Source organism: Actinotalea sp. JY-7876, from assembly GCF_014042015.1.
In the GTDB taxonomy this organism is placed as follows: Bacteria; Actinomycetota; Actinomycetes; order Actinomycetales; family Cellulomonadaceae; genus Actinotalea.
Genome location: NZ_CP059493.1, coordinates 1,048,495 through 1,071,775 on the forward strand (window position 1 = coordinate 1,048,495; position 23,281 = coordinate 1,071,775).

Sequence of the window (23,281 nt, forward strand, 5' to 3'; positions counted from 1 at the left end):
TCAGCCCTGCGCGAGCCGGTCCAGCGCGAGCCCCGCGAGCAGCGCCGCGGACACGGGGAGCGCGTCGTCGTCGAACCGGGCGTGGGGCGAGTGGTTGTACGCCGCGGTCGCGGGGTCGAGGTCGGGCGGCGTCGCGCCGACGAACACGAACGCCCCCGGCACCTGCTCGAGCACGTAGGAGAAGTCCTCGGCGCCCGAGATCGGCCGCGGCGCCTCCCGCCACGCACCCTGGCCCACGATCGCGGCGGTGAGGCGCGCGGCGCGCTCGACCTCGGCGGCGTCGTTGACGGTCACGGGGTACCCGCGCACGTAGTCCACCTCGGCCGTGAGCCCGTGCGCCGCGGCGACGTGCTCGACCACCCGGGTCAGGCGCTCGGGGATCACCGCGTGGTGCTCGGGGGAGAAGGTCCGGACGGTCGCGTCGAGCTCGGCCGTCTCGGGGATGACGTTGTCGATCGTCCCGGCGGCCAGGCGGCCGACCGTCACGACCACCGGGTCGTGCGCGTCGAACTGCCGCGTGACGGCGGTCTGGAGCGCGAGGACGATCTCGGCGGCCACGGTGACCGGGTCCGCGGCGTGGTGCGGCGTCGACCCGTGCCCGCCCCGGCCGTGCACCCGGACGTACATCTGGTCCGCCGCGGCCATGGCCGTGCCGGGACGCCCCGTGACGACGCCGGTCCGCTCGAGGGACGACACCACGTGCACCCCGTACGCGGCGACGACGCGGTCCCCGGCCGCGTCGAGCACGCCCTCCTCGATCATCAGGCGTGCGCCGTGCTGACCCTCCTCGCCCGGCTGGAACATGAGCACGACGTCGCCCGCGAGCTCGTCCCGGCGCGCGGCCAGCAGGCGAGCGGCGCCCACCAGGCCTGCGACGTGCAGGTCGTGGCCGCACGCGTGCATGACGCCGTCGTGCGTGCTGGTGAAGGGCTCGCCCGAGTCCTCGGTGACCGGCAGGGCGTCCATGTCCCCCCGCAGCAGCACGGCGGGCCCGGGCCGCGCGCCGCGCAGGACCGCTGTCACGGACGTCAGGCCGCGCCCGAGGGAGACCTCCAGGCCGAGCCCGTCGAGCGCGGCGAGCACGAGCTGCTGCGTGAGCGGCAGGTCGAGGCCGATCTCGGGGACCCGGTGCAGGTCGTGGCGCAGGGACGCGAGCCCGGGCGCGAGGGCCCGGGCGTCCGTGAGCAGGCGCTGCGCGGCGTCGTCGGGAAGGGTGCTGGGGCCCTGCGGGCCGGGGAGCGGCGAGGTCACGCCCCGACCGTATCGGGCGCGACCTCGGCGGGGTCGGGCAGGCCCGCGAGGAACCGGAAGAGCGCCAGCGCGAGCGCCGTCGCGACCACCCCGCCCACGAGGAGCGGCAGTGCGAGGTCGACGCGCGCCAGCAGGCCGCCGAGCAGGGCGCCGACCGGCGTCGTGCCCCACAGCAGCGTGCGCCAGGTCCCGTGCACCCGCCCCAGCAGGGCGCTCGGGACGAGGCTCTGCCGCAGCGAGACGACGAGCACGTTCCACACCGTGATGGCCGCGGACGTGAGGGCGAAACCGGCGACGCCGACCCAGAGGGTGGGCACCGCGCCCACGCCGATCAGGGCGGCGCTCGCCACGAGGTTGGCCACCGCCATGACCGGGCCGGTCCCGAAGGCTGTGGCCAGCCGCCCGACGACGAGGGTCCCGAGGATGCCGCCGACCGCGCCGGCCAGCAGGACGGACCCGAACCAGGCCTCCGGCACCGCGAGGCGGTCGAGCACGAACACCACCCAGGTCGCCGTCGCGGCGGCGAAGCACAGGCCCGTGGCGGTGCTGAGCAGCCACAGGGTCAGGAGCATCCGATTCCCCCGGATGAACCGGTAGCCGTCCACGAGCTGGCGGTACCAGCGGACGGCCGGCTCGCTCGTCGAGGCGCGGTGCGTGCCCGCCGCCGCGGCGGGCAGCAGGAACGCGAGCACGGCGGCGAGAGCGAAGACCGCCGCGCCGAGGCCCAGCGGGGCCACGACGGCGGCCGCGAAGAGCCACGACGTCAGCGGTGCGGCGGCAAAGTTCTGCACGACGAGCTCGCCCGCCTCGATCCGGGAGTTCGCCCGGTGCAGGTCCGTCCGCCCGACGAGGCTCGGGACGACGGCGCGCACCGCGCCGTCGTAGACGGTCTCCAGCGCGCCGTAGACGAAGACGACGGCGAGCAGCCACCAGATCGTCAGGGTCCCGGTCGCGACGAGGAGGACGAGCGCGAGGGCCGCCGCGGTCCGGGCGCCGTTCGCGAACCCGAGCGCGTGCCGGCGGTCGACCCGGTCGACGAGGACGCCGGCGGGGATGGCCAGCAGCAGCCACGGCAGCATGGCCGCGACCGTGACGCCCGCGACCAGGAGCGGGTCGTCCGTCAGCCGCGCCGCGAGCAGCGGGGCTGCGACGCGGCTGATGCCGTCCCCGAGGCTCGAGCTGAGGTTCGCCGTGAACAGGTTGGTGAACGCCGGCCCGAGACCCTGCCGACGCGCCCTGAACATCCGGTCAGCGTAGGGCGCCGGGCGCCGCGGGCGGCGGGTGGTCCGGTGACCCCGTCGGGCGGCAGGGAGCCGAGGCACCCTGCCGCCCGCGCCCTCAGGCCGCGGCGCAGACCAGCTGCGCCCCACCCCAGTCGGCGTGGTCGAAGTTCTTGCCGTTCGTGGCCTCGTGGGCGATCAAGGTCAGGCTCCGGACGCCCGTCACGTCGACCGAGAGCGGCACGCCGCCCGACGCGGACGTGACGACGCCCGTGTCCGCGAGCAGCATCCCGTCCCCGAGCACCTGGAAGCTCACCGAGCCTTCCTGCGTGACCTCGTCGTCGATGCCGACGACCGCCTCGAACGTCGTGCAGGTGCGGCCGAGCCAGGTCGTGAGCTGTCCGGTCGCGTGCATGCCGACGCCCTTGTCGAAGACCTGACCGGCGATGGTCAGCGGGTTGCCGTCGCCGCGTGCGGCCTCGCCGTTGGACTGGTCGCGCTCGACCGGTCCGTACCCGTTGGCCTCGCCCGTCCACTCGAGGTCGCTGACGTACGGCGACCCGGTCAGCCCGGCCGGCTCCGTGGGCGGCGTCGGGCCCTGCGCGTCGCCGCACCACACGCTCGCGTCGCCCCAGTCGGCGTGGTCGTTGTTCTTGCCGTCGCCGCCGTCGGTCGTGCGCAGCGTGAGCCGGTCGACCCCGGCGACGTCGACCACGAGCTCGACGGGCTCCGACGTCGCCCGCAGCACCGGGGTCTCGGCGAGCAGCCGCCCGTCGCCCAGCACCTGGAACGACACCGAGCTCTCCGCCGGCGTGCCGGCGCCATCGTCCGTCCCGACCACCGCGCGGAACGCGGTGCACCGACCACCGGCCCAGACCGTCACGGCGCTCGGGGCGTGCGTGCCGACGCCCTTGGCGAAGACCTCGCCCCGCACGGACAGGGGTCCGCCGGAGTTGGACAGGTCGCGCCGGTTGCTGGCCCACCCCGCGGTGTCCTCGAGCCAGGGCAGGTCCGAGACCCACGCCTGCCCGTCCGGTGCGTCCGGTGCGACGAAGACCTCGATCCCGTCGGCCGCGAAGACCTCGCGCCCGCCGGACGTGAACGCCGCGCCGACGGCGACCTCCAGGTCGCCGCGCACCGCGTCGGGCCCGACCGTCAGCGTCCAGGTCCCCTCGAGCACGTCGCCGGTGGCGAGCCGGTCACGCTCGACGGCGGCGCCGGTCATGGTCCAGCCGGCGGGCAGCCGCGGGCCGAACGACACGTCCGTGCCGTCGCCCGACGTCACGACCGCGCGGGCGGTGACCTCGAGCGTGTCCCCGACCTCGAGCTCGGCGACGTCCGGGTCGGCCGTGACGTCGAGCGTCGCGGTCGGCTCGACCGGCGTGAAGCAGGTGGTCCGGCCCTGGGCGGGGCACGCCACCACGACGAAGCCGCCGTTGGTCGCCGTCGGCAGGCGCAGCGTCTCGTGCGCCCGTCGCGTCGTGACCTGGGTGGCCAGCACGCTGCCGTCCGGTGCCCCGTCGGCTCCGGGGGCGTCGGTGATCGTGTGGACGAGCCATCGACCCGCGCCGAGGAAGCGCAGCGGCACGTCCAGCGCCGGACCGCTGCCGGCGCGCATGCCGCCGACGAACCACGTGTCGCCGCTGCGGCGCGCCTGCACGACGTGGCCGCCCGGGTCGCCCGAGAGCAGCTCCGTGCGGTCCCACGTGGTGGGCAGGTTCTGCAGCAGCCCCTCGGCGACCGGCTCGGCCGCGTACGCCTCGGGCTTGTCGGACATGTGCTGCCAGCCCGACTCGTACACCACGGCCATCGCGAGCTCGTGGGCCTTGGACGACGCGCCGCTGCCCCGCGAGAACGTCACCGGCGTCCAGTCCATCGAGCCGAGGACGCCCCGCGCGAACGGCACGGTGAGCGAGCGGCTCGGCGAGATCCCGTTCTCCGCCCCGCGCACGGCCTCGTAGCTCATGAGGTGCGGCCACGTGCGCTGCAGCCCGTGCGGCAGCGTGGACCCGTGGAAGTTGACCATCAGCTGGTGACGCGCGGTGTCCGCGAGGACCGCGTCGTACCACTGGTGGATCTCCTGGGAGTCCGTGTCCATGAAGTCGATCTTGAGCCCGGCGACGCCCCACTCGCGCAGGAGGGGGAGCCAGTGGTCACGCTGCTCCTGGGTCTGCAGGTCACGGCTGTGGAACCAGACGATCGTGTCGACGCCACGGGCGTTGGCGTACCGGGTCGTCCGCGGCACCCACTCCGCGCTCCAGCCCTCGTCGAGCAGCACGTACTCCCAGCCGTTGCGCGCCGAGAGGTCGACGAAGTCCCGCTGGCGCGCCTCGTCGCGCGGGCTGCCCCAGTCGGTCATCCACGACCAGCTCGAGACGCCCGGCCGGATCCACGACGTGTCGGTGTCGGCGAGGCGGCTCGGCGGCGCGAGGTCGTCGACCAGCGTCGACTCGACGACGGTCGCGAGGTCGCCCACGATCGCGACGCGCCACGGCGTCGCGAGGGGGCCGTCGTGCGTCACGGGGGTGGACTCGAAGAGCTCGAGCCCGTAGCTGAGCGAGCCGGCCTCGTGCGTGAGGTGGGAGCCCGAGTAGCGCCCGTCGACGTCGGCCTCCGTCAGCAGGGCGTAGCGGCCTGCGGTCTCGGCGAGGACGGGGAAGCCGATGTCCCCCGCGAGGTTGCCGCTGAGGGTCCGCTCCGCCCAGTCCGCCTCGTAGTTGACGGCGTAGCCGTCCTGGTTCCACACGGCCCCGTCCCGGGGGAAGGTCCAGCGGCCGCTCTCGGAGCTCACGGTGTGGGCGGCGTCGTCGGGCAGCACGTAGCGGTACGCGACGCCGTCGGGCGCCACGCGGACGACGACCTGCACGAGGGCGCCGGTCGCACCGCGGAAGGTGAAGGTGGACTCGATCGCGAGGTGCACGCGGTCCAGCCGCTTGCCCGTGGTCATGGAGTAGCGGTCGTGGACGAGGCGGACGTCCCGGTCGACGAAGCGCAGGTCGCGCGTGAGGTCGGCGTCGGCCGTCACCAGGCCGAGGGTCTGCGCCGTGACGACCGTCGACCAGCCCTGCGTCACGGTCAGCGCGAGCTGACCCGCGCCGTCCAGCGTGAGCGTCCCTCGCAGGAGGCCGAGCCCGGGCGTCGGCCAGCTGCGCTCACGGGCGCTCCCGGGGCCGCCGCCCTGCCACCGTCCCTGCTCCGACGCCTGCGCCGAGGACTGTGCCGCCCCCTGGCCGGGGTCGTGACCACCCGGTGGCGACGCGGCGGCCGGGGCCGTGAGGGCCCCCGCGGCCATGGCGAGGGCCAGCAGGGGGGTGAGGGTGAGCGCTCCGAGCCGTCGACGGCGTGATCGCATGCGGTGGTCTCCTTTGACCGGTCTGCGCGGCGGAGCGCCGGTGCCCCGCCGTCCCCCCGCGAGCGGCCGCGACGACGTCGCGGCCGAAGTCGACCCACAGGATCGAACAAGGACGATCAGCAATCGCGGGGACAGGCTCACTTTCGCACAAGAACGGACGCTGTCAACCCTTGATCGTTCAACCGTCGAGCCGGGCGACCACGTACGACGTCCGCCCCGACGCGAAGGCGTCGAACCCGGGCGAGCCCTCGAGCGCCGCGAAACGCCGCATGAGCGGGTGCACCGGCCTCGGCAGCCAGCTGCTGATGAGCGCCGCCTTGCGGGTGTCGTCGGCGCGCAGGGCCGCGACGACCTGCGGCGTGATGTCGTGGTGGGCGACGAGGCGCAGACCGTCCGCGGACAGGTCGGCGAGCAGGGCCGGCACGGCGTCGGCGGGACGGAAGTCGGCGAAGCAGAACGTGCCGCCGGGCCGCAGCACGCGCCGCACCTCGCGCACGAACCCCGACGGGTCCGGGTAGCAGTGCGAGGACTCGACGTTCACGACGACGTCGAACGACGCGTCCGGGAACGGCATGGCCTGGGCGTCGCCCCGCACGAACGAGAGCCCCGCTGCCCGACGGTGCCGTCGGGACAGCGCGACCGCGGACGCGGAGAAGTCGAGCCCGACGGTGCGCCGCGGGCGGTGCCGGCGGGCGATCCAGGCGCTCCCGCCGCCGCGGCCGGAGCCGACCTCCAGGACGTCGCGGCCGGTCAGCGGCGTGCCGTCGAGCGCGCGCTCGTAGAGCGCGATGCACAGCCGGTCCGGTTCGTCGGGCGGGTCCAGGACCAGGGGCTCCGTCCCGTCCGGCGCGGCGTAGCCGTAGTTCATGAAGGCCCACTCGGGCCGGCGCACCTGCGCGCCGAGCAGCTCGTACGCCGCCCGCCAGCCGAGCTTCCTGCCGCGGTTCGGGGTGTGCATCCGGCACGGTACCGCGCGGGTGGGACGGCCCGGGTCACACGTCGAGCAGCGTGATGGCGACCCGGACGACGTCGCCCGCCTCGACCCCCTCGGCGTGCCGCACGGCCTTCTTGATCGGCAGCACGTAGGTCTTCGCGGTGCCGTCGGGGAAGATCGAGGTCCGCCACCGGGAGTCCCCGAGACGCACCTCGACGCGCAGCGAGCCGAACCCGCGGGCGACGCCGCCCGCGACGTCGAGCACCTCGTCGGCGACGTCGGTCGGCAGGCTCACGAAGGTCCACGTGTCGGTGCGGCGCGCCTGCCACACCCACAGCTCGGCGTCGAAGTCGAAGACCACCGGTCCAGCCTGCCGTGCCTCGCATGCGGTTGACAGCCCCGGCACGGGGGGTGACCATGGAAAGCGCATTCCAGCGCGACCAGCACATGCCTCGCACATCCCGCCGTCCCGGACGCGCCCCTCGCGGGCGCCGGCAGCGTCGCCGCCCGGGCGAGACTCCTGGAGCACCCGTGCACCCTCTGAGCACCGCGACCCGAAGCACACGACCCGCCTCCCGGCCCGCGCGCCGTCACCGGACCGCCCGCCTCGGCGCCGGCCTCGCCGTCGGCGCCCTCCTGCTCGCCGGCTGCGGCCAGGGTGACGCCGGCGCGGGCGAGACCGCAGGAGGCGGCGGAGGCGACGAGGGTGGCGACGTCACCCTGCGCTTCGCGTGGTGGGGCTCGGACCACTACCACCAGATGTACCAGGAGGTCGCCGACGCCTTCATGGCCGAGCACCCGGACATCACGATCGTCCCCGAGTTCACCGACTGGGGCGGGTACTGGGACAAGCTCGCCACCACGGTGGCGGCGGGGGACACGCCGGACGTGCTCATGCAGGAGCAGCGGTACCTGCGCGAGTACGTGGACCGCGGGGTGCTGGCCGACCTGTCCCAGCACGACATCGAGACCTCCGGCATGGACGAGGCGCTCCTGGCCACGGGCGAGGTCGACGACGGCCTGTACGCCATCCCGACCGGGCTCAACGTCTTCTCGATCGTCGCCAACCCCCAGGTCTTCGCCGACGCGGGCGTCGAGATGCCCGACGACACGACGTGGACCTGGGAGGAGTTCCACGAGATCGCGACGGAGGTCGGGCAGAAGGCGCCCGACGGCGTGTGGGGCAAGCAGGACTGGGGCACGAACGACGCCGGCCTGAACGTCTTCGCGCGCCAGCACGGCGAGCAGCTGTTCACGGAGGACGGCGAGCTCGGCATCTCGGAGGACACCCTGACGCAGTGGTGGCAGATGTCGCTGGACCTGCAGGAGTCCGGCGGCCAGCCGCCGGCGTCCACGACGTCCGAGATGATGAACATGGGCCCGGAGCAGTCCCTCGTCGGCACCAACACCGGCGCGATGATGGCCGAGTGGACCAACCAGCTGACGGCGATCTCCGGGGCCGCGGGCCACGAGCTGGAGCTCCTGCGCTGGCCGGGGGAGTCCGACGGCGAGCGCACCGGGATGTACTACAAGCCCGCCCTGTACGCGTCGATGTCCGCCACCTCGGAGCACCCGGAGGAGGCCGCGATGTTCATCGACTTCATGCTCAACAGCGAGGCCGCGGGTGACATCATCATGGCCGACCTCGGCATGCCGGTGAACCTCGAGACGCGCGAGCGGGTCGTGGCCGAGCTCCCCGCGGCGGACAAGCAGTCGGCCGACTTCGTCGCGGACCTGGAGGACGAGATCGTCGACAGCCCGCCGGTGCCGCCCCAGGGCGCCGGGGAGATCGCGGCGATCCTCGGCCGGCTGAACGACGAGGTGCTGTTCGAGCGGCTGACCCCGCAGCAGGCCGCCGAGCAGTTCGTCGCCGAGGTCGAGAACGTCGTCGGTGGCTGACGGGCCGCGCCCCGAGCCGCCCGCACCCGCCGGGCGCCCGAGCGCGCTCGGCGGGTACGAGGACTGGCCCGCCTGGCAGCGCGGGGCGGCGCCGCTCGGCGGCGACGTCGCGGCGGCGCTCGGCGTGCCCGCGCCGCGCGCCACCCCCCGGCCGCGGGTCGTCGACTCGTGGACGGCGGACGGCGTCACGACGGAGCGCGTCGAGTGGTGGGTCGGCTTCGGCCCGCCGACGGCGGCGTGGGTCGTGCGGCCGCAGGACGCGTCCGACGCGCCCCGCCCGGGTGTGCTGGTGCTCCACTGCCACGCGGGCGTCAAGGCGATCGGAGCGGAGCGCCTCGTGCGCACCCCGACACCCTCGGCGGCGGCCGAGCGGCTGCGCCGGGACCTGTACGACGGCCGCGCGCTCGCGCAGGACCTCGCCCGCCGCGGTGCCGTCGTGCTCGCGCACGACACCTTCGCGTGGGGGTCGCGCCGCTTCGACCTGGACCCGCTGCCCGTGAGCCTGCGCGGCCCGGTGCGGGGCGCCGAGCTGGCCTGGGCGGCCGACGGCGTCGTCCCGGACGACGAGCAGCGCTACGACGCCGCGGCGGCGGCGCACGAGCACGTCGTGGCCAAGACCGCGGGGACCCTCGGGACCTCGTTCGCGGGCGTGGTCGCGCACGACGACCTCGTGGCGCTCGCGGTCCTCCGCGCCCTGCCCGGGCTCGACCCGGCGCGCACGGGCGCCGTCGGGTTCTCCGGTGGCGGCGGGCGCGCCGCGGCGCTCGCCTCCCTCGACCCGGACCTGAGGGCGGCCGTCGTCGTGGCCATGATGACGACGACGCAGGCGCTGCTGCCCGCGTACGCGGACGCCCACTCGTGGCTGCTGACCACGCCCGGCCTGCTGGGCCGGTACGGCCTGCCGGACCTGGCGGCCGGGCGTCTCGCGCACGACCTGCTCGTGCTGTCCTTCGCCGACGACGCCCTCTTCCCGCCCGACGGCGTCCGCGCCGCCCACGACGAGCTCCGCACGCGGTTCACGGGGGCCCCGGGCCGCTACGACGAGGCGGTGCTCCCGGGCCCGCACGCGTTCACCGCGGAGGCGCAGGACCGCGCGGCCGACTTCCTCGAGACCAGCCTCGGCACGGCCGGCCTCAGCGACGGGCCAGGAGGGTCATGACCTCGTAGTGCGACGTCTGCGGGAACATGTCGAGCAGGCGGACGCGCTGCGGGCGCAGGGACGGCATCGCCTCCAGGTCCTTGGCGAGCGTCACCGCGTTGCAGCTCGAGTACAGGACGTGCGCCACCCCTGAGGCCTCGAGCCAGCCCGCGAGGTCCGGCCCCACCCCGCGCCGCGGCGGGTTGACCACCACGAGGTCCGGTACGTCGCGCGCGGACAGGGCGAACGCCGTCGCGTCGCCCGCCTCGAACCGGACCCCCGCCAGGCCGGCCTCGTCCCGGCTCAGCCGCGCGCTGGCGACCGCCTCGACGCTGGTCTCGATGCCGACGACGTCGCGCGTGCCGTCCGCGCAGTGCAGGGCGAACCCGCCGACGCCGCAGTACAGGTCCCACATCGTCCGCGGGTCGAGCTCGGTCACCCACGCGCGCGCCTGCCCGTAGACGGCGGCCGCGACGGGCGTGTTGGTCTGGAAGAAGCTCTGCGGTCGCACGTGCAGCGGGACCCCGCCGCCGGCCACGTCGAGGCGCATCGTCAGGGCGGACTCCGGGGTGAGGAGGATCTCCCGCTCGCCCTCGAGCACGGCCTTGTGCTCGGGCTGGAGGTTCACCGACGCCACGCGGAGCGCTGGGACGACGGACAGCAGCGCCGGCAGGTGCTTGCGCAGGCGCGCGACCGGCTCCTGCGAGCGCAGCACGAAGCGCACCATGAGCTCGCCGTCCGGGGACTCCGTCACCAGGACGTGCTTGAGCTCACCGCGGCGTGCGGCGATGTCGTAGGGCACGAGCCCGGCGAGCGTGACGAACGCCGCGAGGTGGGGGAGCGCGGCGCGGATGCCGGCCGTGTGCAGGCCGCACTCGCGCAGGTCGACGCCGCGCCCGGCGGCGTCGAGGATGCCGACGGTCGGCTCGTCAGCGGTCGCGCCCACGACCATCTTCGCCTTGTTGCGGAAGCCCTGCTCCGGGCTGCGCGCGGGCGGCAGCCACGCCGTGCCCGTCCCGACGTAGGGGGCGAGCAGCCGGCGGCAGTGCGCCTCCTTGCCCGCGAGCTGGTCCTCGTACGACCGGTCCAGCAGCGTGCACGAGCGGCACAGCGTGGTGTCGTGGTAGTCGCAGCGCATCGCCCCAGTCAACCGTGCGGCGCGCCCGCCTGTTCCACCGGGGCCGCGTGACGACGGGTGCTCAGCCCACGGGCTGGAGCTGGCGCGCCGCGACCGGGCGGCGCGAGGAGTGCTCGGTCCAGTGCCCGTACAGGTCCACGACCCGGGCGGCGACGTGGTCGCCGTCGTACCGCGTGACGGCGGCCGCGGCGCGGCTGCCGGCCGCCCGCCGCAGGGCGGGGTGGTCGCGCAGCGCGGTGAGGTGGGCCACGTAGCCGTCCACCGACCCCGCCGAGAGATAGGCGTCGTGGTCGCGGCCGAAGACGCCCTCGAACACCGGCAGGTCGCTCAGGACGAGGGGCAGGCCGGCGAAGGCCGCCTCGACGGGCGCCATGCCGAACGTCTCGTGGTGCGAGGGGAACAGGAAGGTGTCGGCCGCCCAGCAGTAGCGCGCGACCTCCTCGCGGGACTTCCGCCCGGGGAAGTCCATGTTCGCCGGCGCGTCGGCCACCGCCCGGCGCATCCGCGACCGCCCGTCGGACATGGCGCCGAAGAGGCAGTCGCCGAGCCACACGAACCGTGCGTCGGGCATCCGGCGGGCGCACTCGACGAACTCCTCGATGCCCTTGCGCGGCTGGAGCTGGCCCACGCCGAGGACCACGAACTCGCCGTCGGCGACGCCGAGCGCGGCGCGGGCGTCGGCGCGGCCCTGCGGGGTGGGCCGGAAGGTCTCGGACACCACGGCGTTCGGCACGACGACCACCGGGGTGCGCACCCCCATGTCGCGGACCTCGGCGGCGGCGCCGTCGCTCACCGCGATGACGACGTCGGCGTGGTTGTAGAAGGCCCGCAGGTAGGCGGTGAAGACGCCGCCGTAGAGGCCGACCCCGTTGAGGCTGCCGCGCAGCGAGCCGGGGGTGACGTGCGCCGAGACCACGCGCAGCCCGCGGTGGACGAGCATGCGGCGCAGGCTGGTGGGGCCGACGGTGTGGACGTGCAGGACGTCGTCGCGCCCGCGCTCGTTCACGACGACGTCGTGCCCGAGGCGCCGCTGTGCCGCGACGAGGTCGGTGAAGGCGGTGTGCACCCCGTGCCCCTGCACGGTGTAGACCGACTCCGAGAAGTGGGTGATGCGGGCGGGGGAGGCACTCCGTGTCGTCACGCTGGGAACACTAGGGCGGGCCCGGAGGCGGGGCCGTCCTACCCACGGATGACTTTCATCCGGGCCTCTACGACCTGCGCGGCAGGCCCGCGCGCGAACGTAGGCTGAGCACCCGCGATGACGCGGTCGCCCCCCACCGGCTCGTCCCGAGGACCCCCTGTGCACCGTCTTGCCCGGCTCTCCCTGCGCATGCGCGCCGTCACCGCGCTCATCACCGTGGCCGTCACCGTCCTGGGGGTCGTCAGCCTCGGCGCCCTCAAGCAGGAGCTCATCCCGTCGGTGCAGGTGCCGGCGGCCGTCGTCCTCGCGGTGTACCCGGGCTCGTCGCCCGACGTCGTCGAGGAGCAGGTGACCGAGCCGGTCGAGCTCGCGGCGCGGGGCGTGCGGGGGGTCGAGGAGATCTCCTCGACGTCCTCCACCGCGCTGTCCGTCACGACGGTGATGTTCGAGTACGGCACCGACATGGACCTGGCGGCGCAGCAGCTGACGAGCGCGGTCACCGGCACGCGCAGCGGGCTGCCGGCCGACGTCGAGCCGCAGGTGGTCACGGGGTCGGTGGACGACCTGCCCGTGGTGCAGCTCGCGGTCGCCGGCGGCGCCGACGACGCGGCGCTCGCGGCGGCGGTCGAGGGCGTGCTCGTGCCGCGCCTGGAGGAGATCGACGACGTGCGCTCGGTCGACGTCACGGGCGTCGCCGCGCAGGAGATCACGCTCGACGTCGACGTCCCGGCGATGCTCGCGCTGGGCGTGACCCCCGACGCGGTCCTCGGCGTGCTCGATGCCAACGGCGTCACGCTGCCCGCCGGCACCGTCTCGGACGGCGACCAGACCTTCTCCGTCGAGGTGGGCACCCCGCTCGCGAGCGTCGAGGAGCTCGCGGCGCTGCCGCTCACGACGGCGACCGGCGGGGTCGTCGCGCTGTCCCAGGTCGCCGAGGTGGTCGACGGCGTCGAGGCGGCGACGTCGTTCTCCCGGCTCGACGGGGACCCCGCGCTCGCCGTCGCCATCACCAAGACGCCTGCGGGCAACACCGTGGACGTCTCCCACGCGGTGCAGGACGCGATCGCCGAGGTGCGGGAGGTCCTGGAGCAGGACGACGTGCGCGTGAGCGTGGTCTTCGACCAGGCCCCGTTCATCGAGGAGTCCATCGAGGGCCTGGCGACGGAGGGCCTGCTCGGGCTCGTGTTCGCCGTCGTCGTCATCCTGCTGTTCCTCGCGTCGCTGCGATCGACGCTGGTCTCGGCCGTCTCCATCCCGCTCTCGCTGCTCGTGGCGTTCACCGTCATGCGCGTCACGGGGTACACGCTCAACCTGCTCACGCTGGCCGCGCTGACGATCTCGATCGGCCGCGTCGTCGACGACTCCATCGTCGTCATCGAGAACATCAAGCGGCACCTGTCGTACGGCGAGGCGAAGACGTCGGCCATCCTCACGGCGGTGCGCGAGGTCGGCGGTGCGATCACCGCGTCGACCGTCGCGACCGTCGCGGTGTTCGTGCCGATCGGGCTGGTCGGCGGCATGGTCGGCGAGCTGTTCCGGCCGTTCGCGATGACCGTCGCGATCGCGATGGGCGCCTCGCTGTTCGTCGCGCTCACGATCGTGCCGGTCCTCGCGTACTGGTTCATCCGTGCCCCCCGCTCGGTCGACGGCGCGGCCCTGGACCGGGCGCGCGAGGAGGCCGAGGCCAAGGAGCGGCGCGGACTGTGGCAGCGCGCGTACGTGCCGACGCTCGCGGCGTCGCTGCGCCACCCGTGGGTCACGCTCGGCGTCGCCGTCGTCGTGCTCGCCGGCACGCTGGCGCTGGTCCCGCGCCTGGAGACGAACCTGCTCGGCGACACCGGCCAGGACACCGTCACCGTCACGCAGGAGTTCTCGCCGGGCACCTCGCTCGAGGCGCAGGACGAGGCGGCGCGCGAGATCGAGGAGGCTCTCGGCGCGCTCGACGAGGTCGAGACGGTCCAGACGACCGTCGGCGGTGGCGGCCTGGCCGCGGTCTTCGGCGGTGGCGGCGGGCTCTCCGCGTCCTTCGCCGTCACGCTCGACCCCGACGTCGACGGCGTGGCCGCCCAGGAGTCGGTCCGCCAGGCCGTGGACGGGCTCGGTGGCGAGCGGACGACGGACGTCTCCGTCTCGGGGGGCGAGGCGGCCTTCGGCAGCTCGACCGTCGACCTCGTCGTCACCGCGGAGGACCTCGAGGCGCTCACCGAGGCCGCCGAGCTCGTGCAGGAGGCGGCGGCCGACGTCGACGGCGTGCTGGCCGCGACGAGCAACCTCGGCAGCGACCAGGAGATCGTCGACGTGACGATCGACCGGGACGCGGCGGCGCGCGCCGGACTGACCGAGAGCCAGGTGGCGCAGGCCGTCGCCGGCGCCATGAACCCGATCCCGGTGGGGACCGTGGACCTGGGGGACGGTCCCGTCTCGGTGCGTGCTGAGCTGGGCACACCGGCCACGACGGTCGAGCAGCTCTCGCTGCTGCCCCTGACCGGTGCGCAGGGCATGACCACGCTCGGCCAGGTCGCGCAGGTCGAGGTCGTCGAGGTGCCGTCGGCGATCACCCGGGTCGACGGCGAGCGCAGCGCCACCGTCGCCGTCACGCCCGAGGGGCAGGACATCGGCACGCTCTCCACGGCGCTCGACGAGGCCGTCGCGGACCTCGACCTGCCGGCCGGTGCGAGCGTGACGCTCGGGGGCGTCGCGGCGGACCAGGAGGACGCGTTCGCGGACCTCGGGCTCGCGCTGGTGCTCGCGATCGCCATCGTCTTCATCGTCATGGTGGCGACGTTCAACAGCCTCGTGCAGCCGCTCATCCTGCTGGTGTCGGTGCCGTTCGCCGCGACCGGCGCGCTCATCGCGCTGCTGGTCACGGACACGCCGCTCGGCGTCCCGGCCCTGATCGGCATGCTCATGCTGGTCGGCGTCGTGGTGTCGAACGCGATCGTGCTCATCGACCTCATCAACCAGTACCGCGAGCGCGGGCGCAGCCTGGCCGACGCGGTCACCGAGGGCGCGCGCAAGCGGCTGCGGCCGATCGTCATGACGGCCGCCGCGACGATCTTCGCGCTCGTCCCGATGGCGCTGGGCATCACGGGCGGCGGCGCGTTCATCTCGCGCCCGCTGGCCCTCGTGGTCATCGGCGGCCTGCTGTCCTCGACGCTGCTGACCCTCATCGTGGTCCCGGTGCTCTACACCCTCCAGGCGCGACGCGGCGAGACCCGCCGGGTCGCGGCGCTCGTGGCGGCCGGGGAGGCCGAGGCCGCGGCCGCGGCGGCGCTCCGCGCGGACGAGGGCACCGACGCGCCGCGGCGGCGCGGGCGGCGCGCTGCCGAGTAGGGCCGCACGGCTCCGGTCGTCGTGCCGGGCAGACTGCCCGGCATGACCGTGCTGCGCTCGCTCCTGCTGTTCGCCGTCGCCGCGCTGGCCGAGATCGGCGGCGCCTGGCTCGTCTGGCAGGGCGTGCGCGAGCACCGCGGCGTCCTGTGGATCGGCGCGGGCGTCGTCGCCCTGGGGCTGTACGGCTTCGTGGCGACGCTGCAGCCGGACGCGAGCTTCGGGCGCATCCTCGCGGCCTACGGCGGCATCTTCGTCGCGGGCTCGCTCGCCTGGGGCGTCGTGGTCGACAGGTTCCAGCCGGACCGGTGGGACGTCGTCGGCGCGGCGATCTGCCTGCTGGGCGTGGCCGTGATCATGTACGCGCCGCGCGGCTGACCACGAGCTAGGCGGCGACGTCCGGGCGGGCCGCACGCCGTCGCCGCCACTGGCGCCAGGCGTCCGTCGACCACAGGGCCCAGACGACCAGGAGCGGCTGGAAGACGAGGCGGACGGCGCGCTTGAGGTCCGTGTCGAGGCCGAAGGCGTCGGTGCGCGTCGCGAGCTGCGAGAGGTTCCCGGGGAACACGGCGACGAAGAACGCCGCGACGACCCAGCCGACCGTCGTGCGCCGCCGCCGGGCGAGGACCAGTGCCGCGCCCATCGCGAGCTCGACGTAGCCGGAGACGCTCACGACGGCCTCGCGCGCCGGGAAGAACGGGGGCACCTGAGCGAGGAACTCGTCGGGGTTGCGCAGGTGGCCGGTGCCGGCCACCAGGAGCGCGGCACCCAGGCCCAGGCGCCCGAGCGTGCGCGGGACGGAGGACGACGGCGCGGGATCGGTCATGCCTGAGGTTAGGTCGGCCGGTCGCAGCACGCACCCGCCGGGACTCAGGGCAGCGCGACCACGGACCCCACCGGGACCCGCACGAACGGGACGCCGGTCCCGGGCCCGCTCTGCCCGAGGAAGCCGCTGACCATCTTCTGCCCGACGTCGTCGTTCAGGCCCGCGTCGTGCACGCCGATGGCGCGTCCCGGCCGGACCTCGCGGATCCAGTCCACGAGGTCGGCCAGGCGGGTCCACGGCGCGAAGAGCGGGACGAGCAGCACGTCGACCGGCACGTCGGGGACCGTGAGCGCGTCGCCGGGGTGGAACACCGAGACGCCGCCGGCGCTGACGACGAAGCCCACGTTCGGCGGCGCCGGGACGTCGGGGTGGATCGGCGCGTGCTCGGCGCCGACCACGCGCACGTCGAACCCCGGGACGGCGAAGGCGTCGCCGTGCTGGACGACGTGCACCCGCCCCGGCGCGTCCAGCTGCTGCGCCACGGGCGTCGTCGTCCAGACCTCGAGCGCGGAATCGGCCGAGAGCGCGGCGCGCAGCCGTTCGACGTCGACATGGTCGGCGTGGCCGTGCGTCACGAGCACGGCGTGCGTCGTGCCGATGACGTCCGCGGACCCGAAGGTCCCCGGGTCCAGGACGACGCGCTCTCCCGCGTGGTCCAGGGCGATGCACGAGTGGACGTGCTTGACGAGCTGCATGGCATCCTCCGGGCTCACCGTGGCCGGACCGGCCCTCGGTGCCACGGTAGCCACGTCGCCCGGGTGGGGCGCGGCTCAGAGGGTGCTGACCAGCAGCGAGACGGCGAGGGCGAGCATCACGAGCGCGATGACGCCGTCCAGCACGCGCCAGGCCCGCGGCCTGGCGAACACCGGTCGCAGCAGGGCGGCCCCGTAGCCGAGGGCCGTGAACCACAGCACGCTGCCCAGCGCGGCCCCGGCCGCGAACCACCACTGCCGTCCCGGGTGGCCCTGCGCGACCACGCCGAGCAGCACGACGGTGTCGAGGTAGACGTGGGGATTCAGCCACGTGAGCGCGAGCGCCGTCGTGACGGTGGCCGCGAGCGAGGTCCGCGCCGCCCCGTCCTCGGGGACCAGCCCCTGCTCGGTCAGGGCGCGCCGCGCGGCGACCACGCCGTAGCCGAGGAGGAACGCGGCGCCGGCGTACCGGACGACGTCGAGCAGCCACGGCCGGTCCTGGACCACCGCACCGGCACCGGCCACGCCCGCCGCGATCAGGACGGCGTCGGACAGCGCGCACACGAGCACGACGGCGCCGACGTGCTGGCGACGCAGTCCCTGGCGCAGCACGAACGCGTTCTGCGCGCCGATGGCGACGATCAGCGACAGGCCGAGGCCGAGGCCCGAGAGCGCGGCGAGGAGGTCGGGGAGCACGTCACGACCGTACGGTCGGCCATCCTGAAGTGGAAGTTCAGATTCCTGAACAACCATTAGCATCGCTGTTCATGGACCTCGACCTCGCCCAGCTCCGGGCCCTGCGCGCCGCGGTCTCGGAGGGGACACTGGAGGCCGCCGCCCGCGCCCTGCACGTGACCCCGTCGGCGATCAGTCAGCGCCTGCGCGCCCTCGAGGTGGCGACGGGCCGCGTGCTGCTCGTGCGCAGCAGGCCGGTGCGCCCCACCGAGTCGGGCGAGGTCCTGCTCCGGCTGGCGCGCCAGATCGAGCTGCTCACCGACGACACGCTCGCCGAGCTGGGCAGCGGTGCCGAGCGGACCGTTCCGACGCTGCCGATCGCCGTCAACGCCGACTCGCTGGGCACGTGGGTGCTCGCGGCCCTCGCCCCGCTGAGCGGCCGCGTCGCCTTCGACCTGCGCCTCGACGACGAGGGGCACACGGCCGCGCTCGTGCGCTCGGGAGCCGTCGTCGGCGCGATCACCTCGGACCCCGAGCCGGTTCCGGGCTGCTCGGTCACGCGGCTGGGCACCATGCGGTACCGGCCGACGGCGGCTCCCGGCTTCGTCGAGCGCTGGTTCCCGGACGGCCCGACCGGCGAGGCGCTCGCCGTCGCGCCCGTGGTGGTCTTCGACCGCAAGGACGAGCTCCAGCACCGCTACCTGCGCGGGAGGCTGGCCCCCGGGGTGCAGCCGCCCCTCCACTACATCCCCTCGTCCGCGGACTTCCTGGCGGCGGTCCGCCTGGGCATGGGCTGGGGCATGCTGCCCGACGCGCAGGGGGACGACGGGGCGCTGGTCCGCCTGGATCCCGCGGCGACGATCGACGTCGTGCTGCACTGGCAGCAGTGGAGGCTCCGGTCGGAGCCGCTCGACCGCGTGGCGTCCGCGATCACCGTGGCGGCCCGGCGTCACCTCGCTCGCTGAGTGCGATCACGCGCCCGCGAGCACCTGCAGCGGTGCGACGGGGACGACGTCGTGGGCCCTGGCCGCGAGCGCCGGGTCCACCGTGACCAGCGCGTCGCCATGGAGGCGCGCCACCGCCAGGTACTCGGCGTCGCGCAGCGTCGGCCAGCCCTGCGCGCGAGCGATCTGCCAGGAGACGCGGCGCGAGACGCGGTCGCTGAGCAGACGCATCTTCAGCTCGGTCACCGCCTCGTGGGTCTGGAGCGCGGCGCGCTCCGTGCGGGCTCCCGACTCGACGTCGCGCAGCAGCAGCTCCAGGGCCTCCGACCGGATGCGGCCCGGCGCCACGAGCTGCACGTCGGGACCGACGGCCGCCCCCGTGTCGACGAGGTGCAGCAGGGTCGGGGCATCGATGACGTAGCGCGCCATGCCGCGAGGCTACTCGCGGACGTCGGCCGCCCCACAGGGACGACGGCCCGCTAGTTGTTGTCGAGGCCCAGCGACGCCGCGAGTCCGGTGCGTGCGCCGCGGACCTCCGTGTTGTTGGCGCCGTTCATCCGCGCGTTCGACAGTCGCGTGAGGGACTTGTGGAAGGTGTCGGACGCGCGCACGTCGTGCAGCGTCGCGCGGGTCTCGATCTCGTGCTTGTGGCGCTTGTCCGTGTTCCGGTACCGCAGGTACATCGAGATGTAGAAGGCCGGTCCCGCGAGGAGCAGGAGCAGGCCCCAGGCCCGCGGGTCGCTGTCGGACGAACCGCTCGAGGCGAGCACCTGCGTCGCCACCGTCATCACTGCGAGTCCCACGCTCACCCTCCCGTCAGCATGATGAGCGCGAACAGGATCGTGCCGACCACCTGGACGACGCCCGCCACCGCGAGCAGCTTGGGCTGGTTCACCGGGACGCTGCCCATGGTCTCGCCCGTGCGCGCGTTGACGGCGACGTAGTGCAGGAACGACCGGCCGTTCGACTTGCGCTGCTGGTAGCTGTAGAGCCAGACGGGCAGGTAGGCGGAGACCCAGCGCTGGCCGACGACGTCGACCCGCTCGTGGTCCCAACGGACCCCGCGGTCGTAGAACTCGAGTGTCTGGTTGGCCGCGTGCCGCGCGACGTCCTGCGCCTGGACGGTCGCGACCGGGGTCAGGTCCGCGACGTTGCTGTCGCGCCGCTCGGAGTGGAAGCCCGAGAGGTAGTTGGAGTCGTAGCGGACGGCGTTCTCGACGTCGAACGGCAGGATCGAGTTGATGATGTTGTTGGTGTTCCGCGACGCGTCCTTGTCGAGCCGCGCCCGCGACGACTCCACGGTGAGGTCGTCGATGTGGACGGTGAAGTCGCGCACGACGTCGTACACGTCCGCGTCGTAGACCCGTCGCCGGCTGTCGCCGCTCTTGACCGTGTACGAGCGCGTCTGGTGCTCACCCTGGCCCGCGAGGCTCGCGCGGGCGTTGACGTCGACCACCATGTACGGCAGGTACACGCCCATGACGTTCTCGGGGTTGAACTCCCGCTTGAAGACCGGGTGCGCGAAGAAGGTGCGCTTCTTGACGAACTCGGCGATGCGGGCGACGGCGTCGTCCTTGGGCACCCGGAACGGCAGGACCATGTCCGGGACCGCCCCGTTGGGCACCTGCTGGTTCATCGAGAGCGTGTTGCGGCACCAGTGGCACCGCGCCTGCGTGCTCTCGTTCGTGTCGATGACCACCTCGGCGCCGCAGGCCGAGCACTTGAAGGTCAGGACCTCGTCGGTCGAGGGGATGATGTCGGCCGAGCCGGAGCCGATGACGACCCCGGACAGCTCGCCGATCGGGCTGTTCAGGTCCGACGTCGCGAGCGCGCTGGGGCCCTGCCACTCGTAGCGGCAGTAGCTGCAGCGCAGGCGACCCGTCGCCACGTTGAGCGAGATCTCCGTCGAGCCGCAGCGCTCGCACCGGGTCAGCCCGTCGACGGCGCCCTCGTCCGTCCGCACGACGCGCGGGCCCGGCGGGGGCGGCGGGGGTGGGGGGACCGCCGCGCGCGCGCCCGCTGCCGCCGCGGGAGGCGGCGGTGGCGGCGGTGGCGGTGGCGCGGCGGAGCCCGCGGGGTCGCGCTGGTCCATGCCCGGGGCCCTAGAGGCCGAGGACCTTGGCCTTGGCGGCCTCGTAGTCGGCGTCCGTGATCAGGCCCTGGTCGAGCATCGTCTTGAGCTGGGTCAGCTTCGCGACGGGGTCCTCCGCGGCGGGGGCCGGCGGGGGCGGGGGCGGCGTGTCCTGCGGCTGCTGGGGCGTGGCGTGCGGGACGTTCGGCTGCTGCAGCGCGCCGGCCGCGCCGGCCGCCGCGTTGACGCCCATGCCGAGGAAGGCCATCCCGTCCCCGCCGCCGTTCTCGCCGGCGGCCTGGAACCCGCGCGCGGCGGCCTGCTGCATGAAGGAGTTGCCGCGGGCGCCGCCGAGGGCGTCGGCCTTCTTGACGTCGCTGAGCAGGGCGCGGGTGTCCTCGTCGTACTCGATCGCCTGGATCGCGACCTTGACGATCGTGATGCCGCGCGCGGTCGTCCACTGGTAGCCCTCTTCGACCGCCAGCGCCAGGGACTGCGCGAACCCGACCGAGTCGCTCTGGATCCGCGCGATCCGGTTCCCCTTGCTGGGGTCGTTCGTGTAGATCGAGAACGCCGCCGCGAGCGACCCGACGACCTCGTTGAAGAGCTGGCTGGCGGCCGGGTTGTCGAGGTCCGAGAAGTCGAAGGCCCGCGCACCGGCGCTGAGGTACGTCAGGGGCACGAACTGCTTGACCAGGAGGATCGGGTCCACGATCCGCAGCGAGTAGGAGCCGCGGGTGATCGCGCCGACCTGCGCGCCGAGGTAGGCGTCGTCCCAGTAGATCTCCGACTGGGTGCCGAAGCGGTTGTTCGGGATCTCCTTGAGGTTCACGTAGAACGCGAGCTGCTGGGTCCCCGGACGACCGCCGAACTTGAACCGCTCCCACGACATGGTGACCGTGGGGCTGAGGATGCCGTCGCCCGCGAAGATCGACTGCGAGTTGGGGTCCTCGGACGTGTAGACGAACCCGCCCGGCTCGGCGACGAGGCCCGTCAGCTGGCCGTCCTGGAACGTGAGGAGACCGTAGCCCTCGGGCACCAGGATCCGGCTGCCGTTGGTGATGATGTTCTCGGACGCCTTGGTGTTCGATCCGCGGCCGGCGTTCTGGCCCTGCGGGACGGCCGGGAAGATCGCTGCCGTCGGTGCGAGGTGCGCCGGGGGAGCCAGGAAGTCCTGCCACTGGTCGGCCAGCATGCCGCCGACTGCTCCCGAGAAGGCCTTGATGAAACCCATCCGATTCCTCCACGTGACGTGCGTCGGGGCCAAGCGCCGGACCTTCGAACTCTACATGATCGTTTCTTGACCATCTCGGGTGCGACGGGGTGAGAACCGGCGCGTCACCGGTACCGCGAGCGTGCCCGGACCCGGACCTGCGCCGAGCGCCCCCAGCAGCAGGGCGAGTGCCGGCACGAGGAGGACGGCCGCGGCGAGGTTCACGCCGCGGAAGCCGCCGGCCGCGAGGATCGGCCCGGCCAACGCGGCCGCCCCGGCCCCCGCGTAGTTCATGCCGGCGTCGGTGGCGCCCTGGAGCGGGAGCCGCAGATCGAGGGGTGCTGTCGCCAGGACCGACGACGCCGCGATGACGCTGGCCGACCAGCCCAGGCCAAGGACGACGAGCGCGATCGCGGTCAGCGCGCTGCTCTCCGGGCGCGCGGCGGCGACGAAGCCCAGAGTCACCGCCACGGCGAGGACGGCCAGGCCGCCTGCCGCCAGGCGGAGCGCTCCCCAGCGGTCCGCCAGCCACCCGAACACGGGGCTGAGCGCGAACATCCCGAGGACGTGCAGGCTGATGACGACGCCGACGACCTCCAGTGACATGCCGCCGTGCTTCATGTGCAGGGGGGTCATGACCATGACCATGACCATCGCCGCGTGCGCCAGGGCGAGGAGCGCGACGGCGAACCGCAGCACGGGGTCCCGGCCGGCGCGGGCCACCGCCGCGAGGGCGCCGACCGACGGTGGTCCGACGACCGCCGAGGTCCCCGCAGGCGCGGCGTGCGCGGCGTCGGCCGGACCAGCGTCGGCCGGAGCAGCGTCGACGGGTCCGGCGGCGCCGGGTGCGGCGGCGCGGAAGAGCGAGGCCACCACGAGGGACGCCGAGGCGAACGCGAGCACGGAGAAGAGGTACGGCCCCGCGAGCCCGGGGATCCCCACGCGCACGCCGAGGTCCGCGCCGACCGCGCTGAGGTTCGGGCCGGCGACGGAGCCGATCGTCGTCGCCCAGAGCACGATCGACATGACGCGACCGCGGGTCGCGGGCGCGACCCCGTCGGCGGCGGCGTAGCGGGACTGGAGGTTCGCGGCCTGGGCGACGCCGAAGCACCCCAGGCCGAGGAACAGGACGACGACCTGCGAGACGACAGCGGACGCCACGACGAGCACGGCGCCCAGCAGCGCGATCGCGTAGCCGGTCGCGAGCGACCAGCGGCGGCCCCGGCGCGCCGCCAGGCCGGCCAGGGGGATGGCGGCCACCGCCGCACCGAGGACGCTGGCCGCCTGCGCCACCCCGGCGATCGACGTGCCCCCCAGCTGCTCGGCCAGCAGCCCGCCGACCGCCGCACCCGAGGCGATGCCGACGCCCCCGAGCACGTTGCTGAGGATCAGCACGCCCGTGCTGCGGGCGTCGAGCCGCGGTGGACGTCTCATGCCGCCAGCATGCCGCCTGGCAG

At 74.3% G+C, this 23,281-nt stretch carries 20 protein-coding genes; 5 read left to right on the top strand and 15 right to left on the bottom strand.

Annotation, left to right across the window (positions count from 1 at the left end; translation table 11 throughout):
* The 5 genes from H2O74_RS04975 to H2O74_RS04995 all read right to left on the bottom strand — a co-directional run bounded on the left by H2O74_RS04975 (window position 1) and on the right by H2O74_RS04995 (window position 7,118).
* Window positions 1–1,188: a M20 family metallopeptidase gene (locus H2O74_RS04975; RefSeq protein WP_220458042.1), complete on the bottom strand. Its 1,188-nt coding sequence runs from the start codon at window positions 1,186–1,188 to the stop codon at window positions 1–3.
* Window positions 1,189–1,247: 59 nt separating this feature from the next.
* Window positions 1,248–2,495, bottom strand: a complete 1,248-nt coding sequence (locus H2O74_RS04980) for an MFS transporter (RefSeq protein WP_182113398.1) — start codon at window positions 2,493–2,495, stop codon at window positions 1,248–1,250.
* A 94-nt stretch (window positions 2,496–2,589) separates the two neighbouring features.
* A complete protein-coding gene (locus tag H2O74_RS04985; protein WP_255491791.1) occupies window positions 2,590–5,823 on the bottom strand; it encodes an NPCBM/NEW2 domain-containing protein in 3,234 nt (1,077 codons plus the stop codon).
* 178 nt (window positions 5,824–6,001) lie between these two features.
* Entirely contained in the window at window positions 6,002–6,781 is a 780-nt protein-coding gene (locus tag H2O74_RS04990) for a class I SAM-dependent methyltransferase (protein ID WP_182113399.1), read from the bottom strand.
* A 34-nt stretch (window positions 6,782–6,815) separates the two neighbouring features.
* A complete protein-coding gene (locus H2O74_RS04995; RefSeq protein ID WP_255491792.1) occupies window positions 6,816–7,118 on the bottom strand; it encodes a DUF1905 domain-containing protein in 303 nt (100 codons plus the stop codon).
* 170 nt (window positions 7,119–7,288) lie between these two features.
* On the opposite strand from H2O74_RS04995, the gene H2O74_RS05000 reads away from it, so the two are divergent.
* Window positions 7,289–8,656 carry an ABC transporter substrate-binding protein gene (locus H2O74_RS05000; protein ID WP_255491793.1) on the top strand — a complete coding sequence of 456 codons (1,368 nt, stop codon included), beginning with the start codon at window positions 7,289–7,291 and terminating at the stop codon, window positions 8,654–8,656.
* Window positions 8,649–9,815 (top strand): acetylesterase, encoded by a 1,167-nt coding sequence (locus H2O74_RS05005; protein WP_182113402.1) that lies wholly within the window; start codon window positions 8,649–8,651, stop codon window positions 9,813–9,815. The genes H2O74_RS05000 and H2O74_RS05005 overlap by 8 nt, the downstream gene beginning before the upstream one ends.
* Here H2O74_RS05005 and rlmC read toward each other — a convergent pair.
* Window positions 9,790–10,932: a 23S rRNA (uracil(747)-C(5))-methyltransferase RlmC gene (gene rlmC, locus H2O74_RS05010; protein ID WP_182113403.1), complete on the bottom strand. Its 1,143-nt coding sequence runs from the start codon at window positions 10,930–10,932 to the stop codon at window positions 9,790–9,792. The genes H2O74_RS05005 and rlmC overlap by 26 nt on opposite strands.
* A gap of 61 nt (window positions 10,933–10,993) precedes the next feature.
* Window positions 10,994–12,073 (bottom strand): glycosyltransferase family 4 protein, encoded by a 1,080-nt coding sequence (locus H2O74_RS05015; RefSeq protein WP_182113404.1) that lies wholly within the window; start codon window positions 12,071–12,073, stop codon window positions 10,994–10,996.
* Window positions 12,074–12,232: 159 nt separating this feature from the next.
* Between H2O74_RS05015 and H2O74_RS05020 the strand changes: the two genes are divergently transcribed.
* Both H2O74_RS05020 and H2O74_RS05025 read left to right on the top strand, forming a co-directional pair.
* Window positions 12,233–15,406 carry an efflux RND transporter permease subunit gene (locus tag H2O74_RS05020; protein ID WP_182113405.1) on the top strand — a complete coding sequence of 1,058 codons (3,174 nt, stop codon included), beginning with the start codon at window positions 12,233–12,235 and terminating at the stop codon, window positions 15,404–15,406.
* 42 nt (window positions 15,407–15,448) lie between these two features.
* Window positions 15,449–15,781 (top strand): YnfA family protein, encoded by a 333-nt coding sequence (locus H2O74_RS05025; RefSeq protein ID WP_182113406.1) that lies wholly within the window; start codon window positions 15,449–15,451, stop codon window positions 15,779–15,781.
* A gap of 7 nt (window positions 15,782–15,788) precedes the next feature.
* Here the strand turns inward: H2O74_RS05025 and H2O74_RS05030 are convergent, their stop codons facing one another.
* From H2O74_RS05030 to H2O74_RS05040, 3 genes are all read right to left on the bottom strand, one after another.
* Complete coding sequence (locus tag H2O74_RS05030; protein ID WP_182113407.1) at window positions 15,789–16,229, bottom strand: hypothetical protein; 441 nt, start codon at window positions 16,227–16,229, stop codon at window positions 15,789–15,791.
* Window positions 16,230–16,273: 44 nt separating this feature from the next.
* The gene (locus tag H2O74_RS05035) at window positions 16,274–16,924 is read right to left on the bottom strand and encodes an MBL fold metallo-hydrolase (protein WP_182113408.1); all 651 of its coding nucleotides are present in this window, start codon (window positions 16,922–16,924) and stop codon (window positions 16,274–16,276) included.
* 75 nt (window positions 16,925–16,999) lie between these two features.
* Window positions 17,000–17,617: a LysE/ArgO family amino acid transporter gene (locus tag H2O74_RS05040; RefSeq protein WP_255491794.1), complete on the bottom strand. Its 618-nt coding sequence runs from the start codon at window positions 17,615–17,617 to the stop codon at window positions 17,000–17,002.
* A gap of 71 nt (window positions 17,618–17,688) precedes the next feature.
* On the opposite strand from H2O74_RS05040, the gene H2O74_RS05045 reads away from it, so the two are divergent.
* Entirely contained in the window at window positions 17,689–18,561 is an 873-nt protein-coding gene (locus H2O74_RS05045; protein WP_182113409.1) for a LysR family transcriptional regulator ArgP, read from the top strand.
* Between the two features lie 6 nt (window positions 18,562–18,567).
* Here H2O74_RS05045 and H2O74_RS05050 read toward each other — a convergent pair whose 3' ends face one another.
* From H2O74_RS05050 to H2O74_RS05070, 5 genes are read right to left on the bottom strand one after another with little or no spacing between them, the layout of a single operon-like run.
* Entirely contained in the window at window positions 18,568–18,969 is a 402-nt protein-coding gene (locus H2O74_RS05050) for a hypothetical protein (protein ID WP_182113410.1), read from the bottom strand.
* A 50-nt stretch (window positions 18,970–19,019) separates the two neighbouring features.
* Entirely contained in the window at window positions 19,020–19,343 is a 324-nt protein-coding gene (locus tag H2O74_RS05055) for a growth/differentiation factor (RefSeq protein ID WP_182113411.1), read from the bottom strand.
* Between the two features lie 2 nt (window positions 19,344–19,345).
* Entirely contained in the window at window positions 19,346–20,632 is a 1,287-nt protein-coding gene (locus H2O74_RS05060) for a TFIIB-type zinc ribbon-containing protein (protein WP_220458022.1), read from the bottom strand.
* A 10-nt stretch (window positions 20,633–20,642) separates the two neighbouring features.
* On the bottom strand, window positions 20,643–21,845 hold the full coding sequence (locus tag H2O74_RS05065; protein ID WP_182113412.1) for an SHOCT domain-containing protein: 1,203 nt from the start codon (window positions 21,843–21,845) through the stop codon (window positions 20,643–20,645).
* Window positions 21,846–21,896: 51 nt separating this feature from the next.
* Window positions 21,897–23,258: an MFS transporter gene (locus H2O74_RS05070; RefSeq protein ID WP_182113413.1), complete on the bottom strand. Its 1,362-nt coding sequence runs from the start codon at window positions 23,256–23,258 to the stop codon at window positions 21,897–21,899.
* Window positions 23,259–23,281 lie beyond the last annotated feature (23 nt).

Bases quoted from the DNA above. Each gene is read 5' to 3' on its own strand.
- H2O74_RS04980 (WP_182113398.1), bottom strand. From the start codon at position 2,495: ATGTTCAGGGCGCGTCGGCAGGGTCTCGGGCCGGCGTTCACCAACCTG.
- H2O74_RS04985 (WP_255491791.1), bottom strand. From the start codon at position 5,823: ATGCGATCACGCCGTCGACGGCTCGGAGCGCTCACCCTCACCCCCCTG.
- H2O74_RS04990 (WP_182113399.1), bottom strand. From the start codon at position 6,781: ATGCACACCCCGAACCGCGGCAGGAAGCTCGGCTGGCGGGCGGCGTAC.
- rlmC (WP_182113403.1), bottom strand. From the start codon at position 10,932: ATGCGCTGCGACTACCACGACACCACGCTGTGCCGCTCGTGCACGCTG.
- H2O74_RS05025 (WP_182113406.1), top strand. From the start codon at position 15,449: ATGACCGTGCTGCGCTCGCTCCTGCTGTTCGCCGTCGCCGCGCTGGCC.
- H2O74_RS05030 (WP_182113407.1), bottom strand. From the start codon at position 16,229: ATGACCGATCCCGCGCCGTCGTCCTCCGTCCCGCGCACGCTCGGGCGC.
- H2O74_RS05035 (WP_182113408.1), bottom strand. From the start codon at position 16,924: ATGCAGCTCGTCAAGCACGTCCACTCGTGCATCGCCCTGGACCACGCG.
- H2O74_RS05045 (WP_182113409.1), top strand. From the start codon at position 17,689: ATGGACCTCGACCTCGCCCAGCTCCGGGCCCTGCGCGCCGCGGTCTCG.
- H2O74_RS05050 (WP_182113410.1), bottom strand. From the start codon at position 18,969: ATGGCGCGCTACGTCATCGATGCCCCGACCCTGCTGCACCTCGTCGAC.
- H2O74_RS05060 (WP_220458022.1), bottom strand. From the start codon at position 20,632: ATGGACCAGCGCGACCCCGCGGGCTCCGCCGCGCCACCGCCACCGCCG.
- H2O74_RS05065 (WP_182113412.1), bottom strand. From the start codon at position 21,845: ATGGGTTTCATCAAGGCCTTCTCGGGAGCAGTCGGCGGCATGCTGGCC.
- H2O74_RS05070 (WP_182113413.1), bottom strand. From the start codon at position 23,258: ATGAGACGTCCACCGCGGCTCGACGCCCGCAGCACGGGCGTGCTGATC.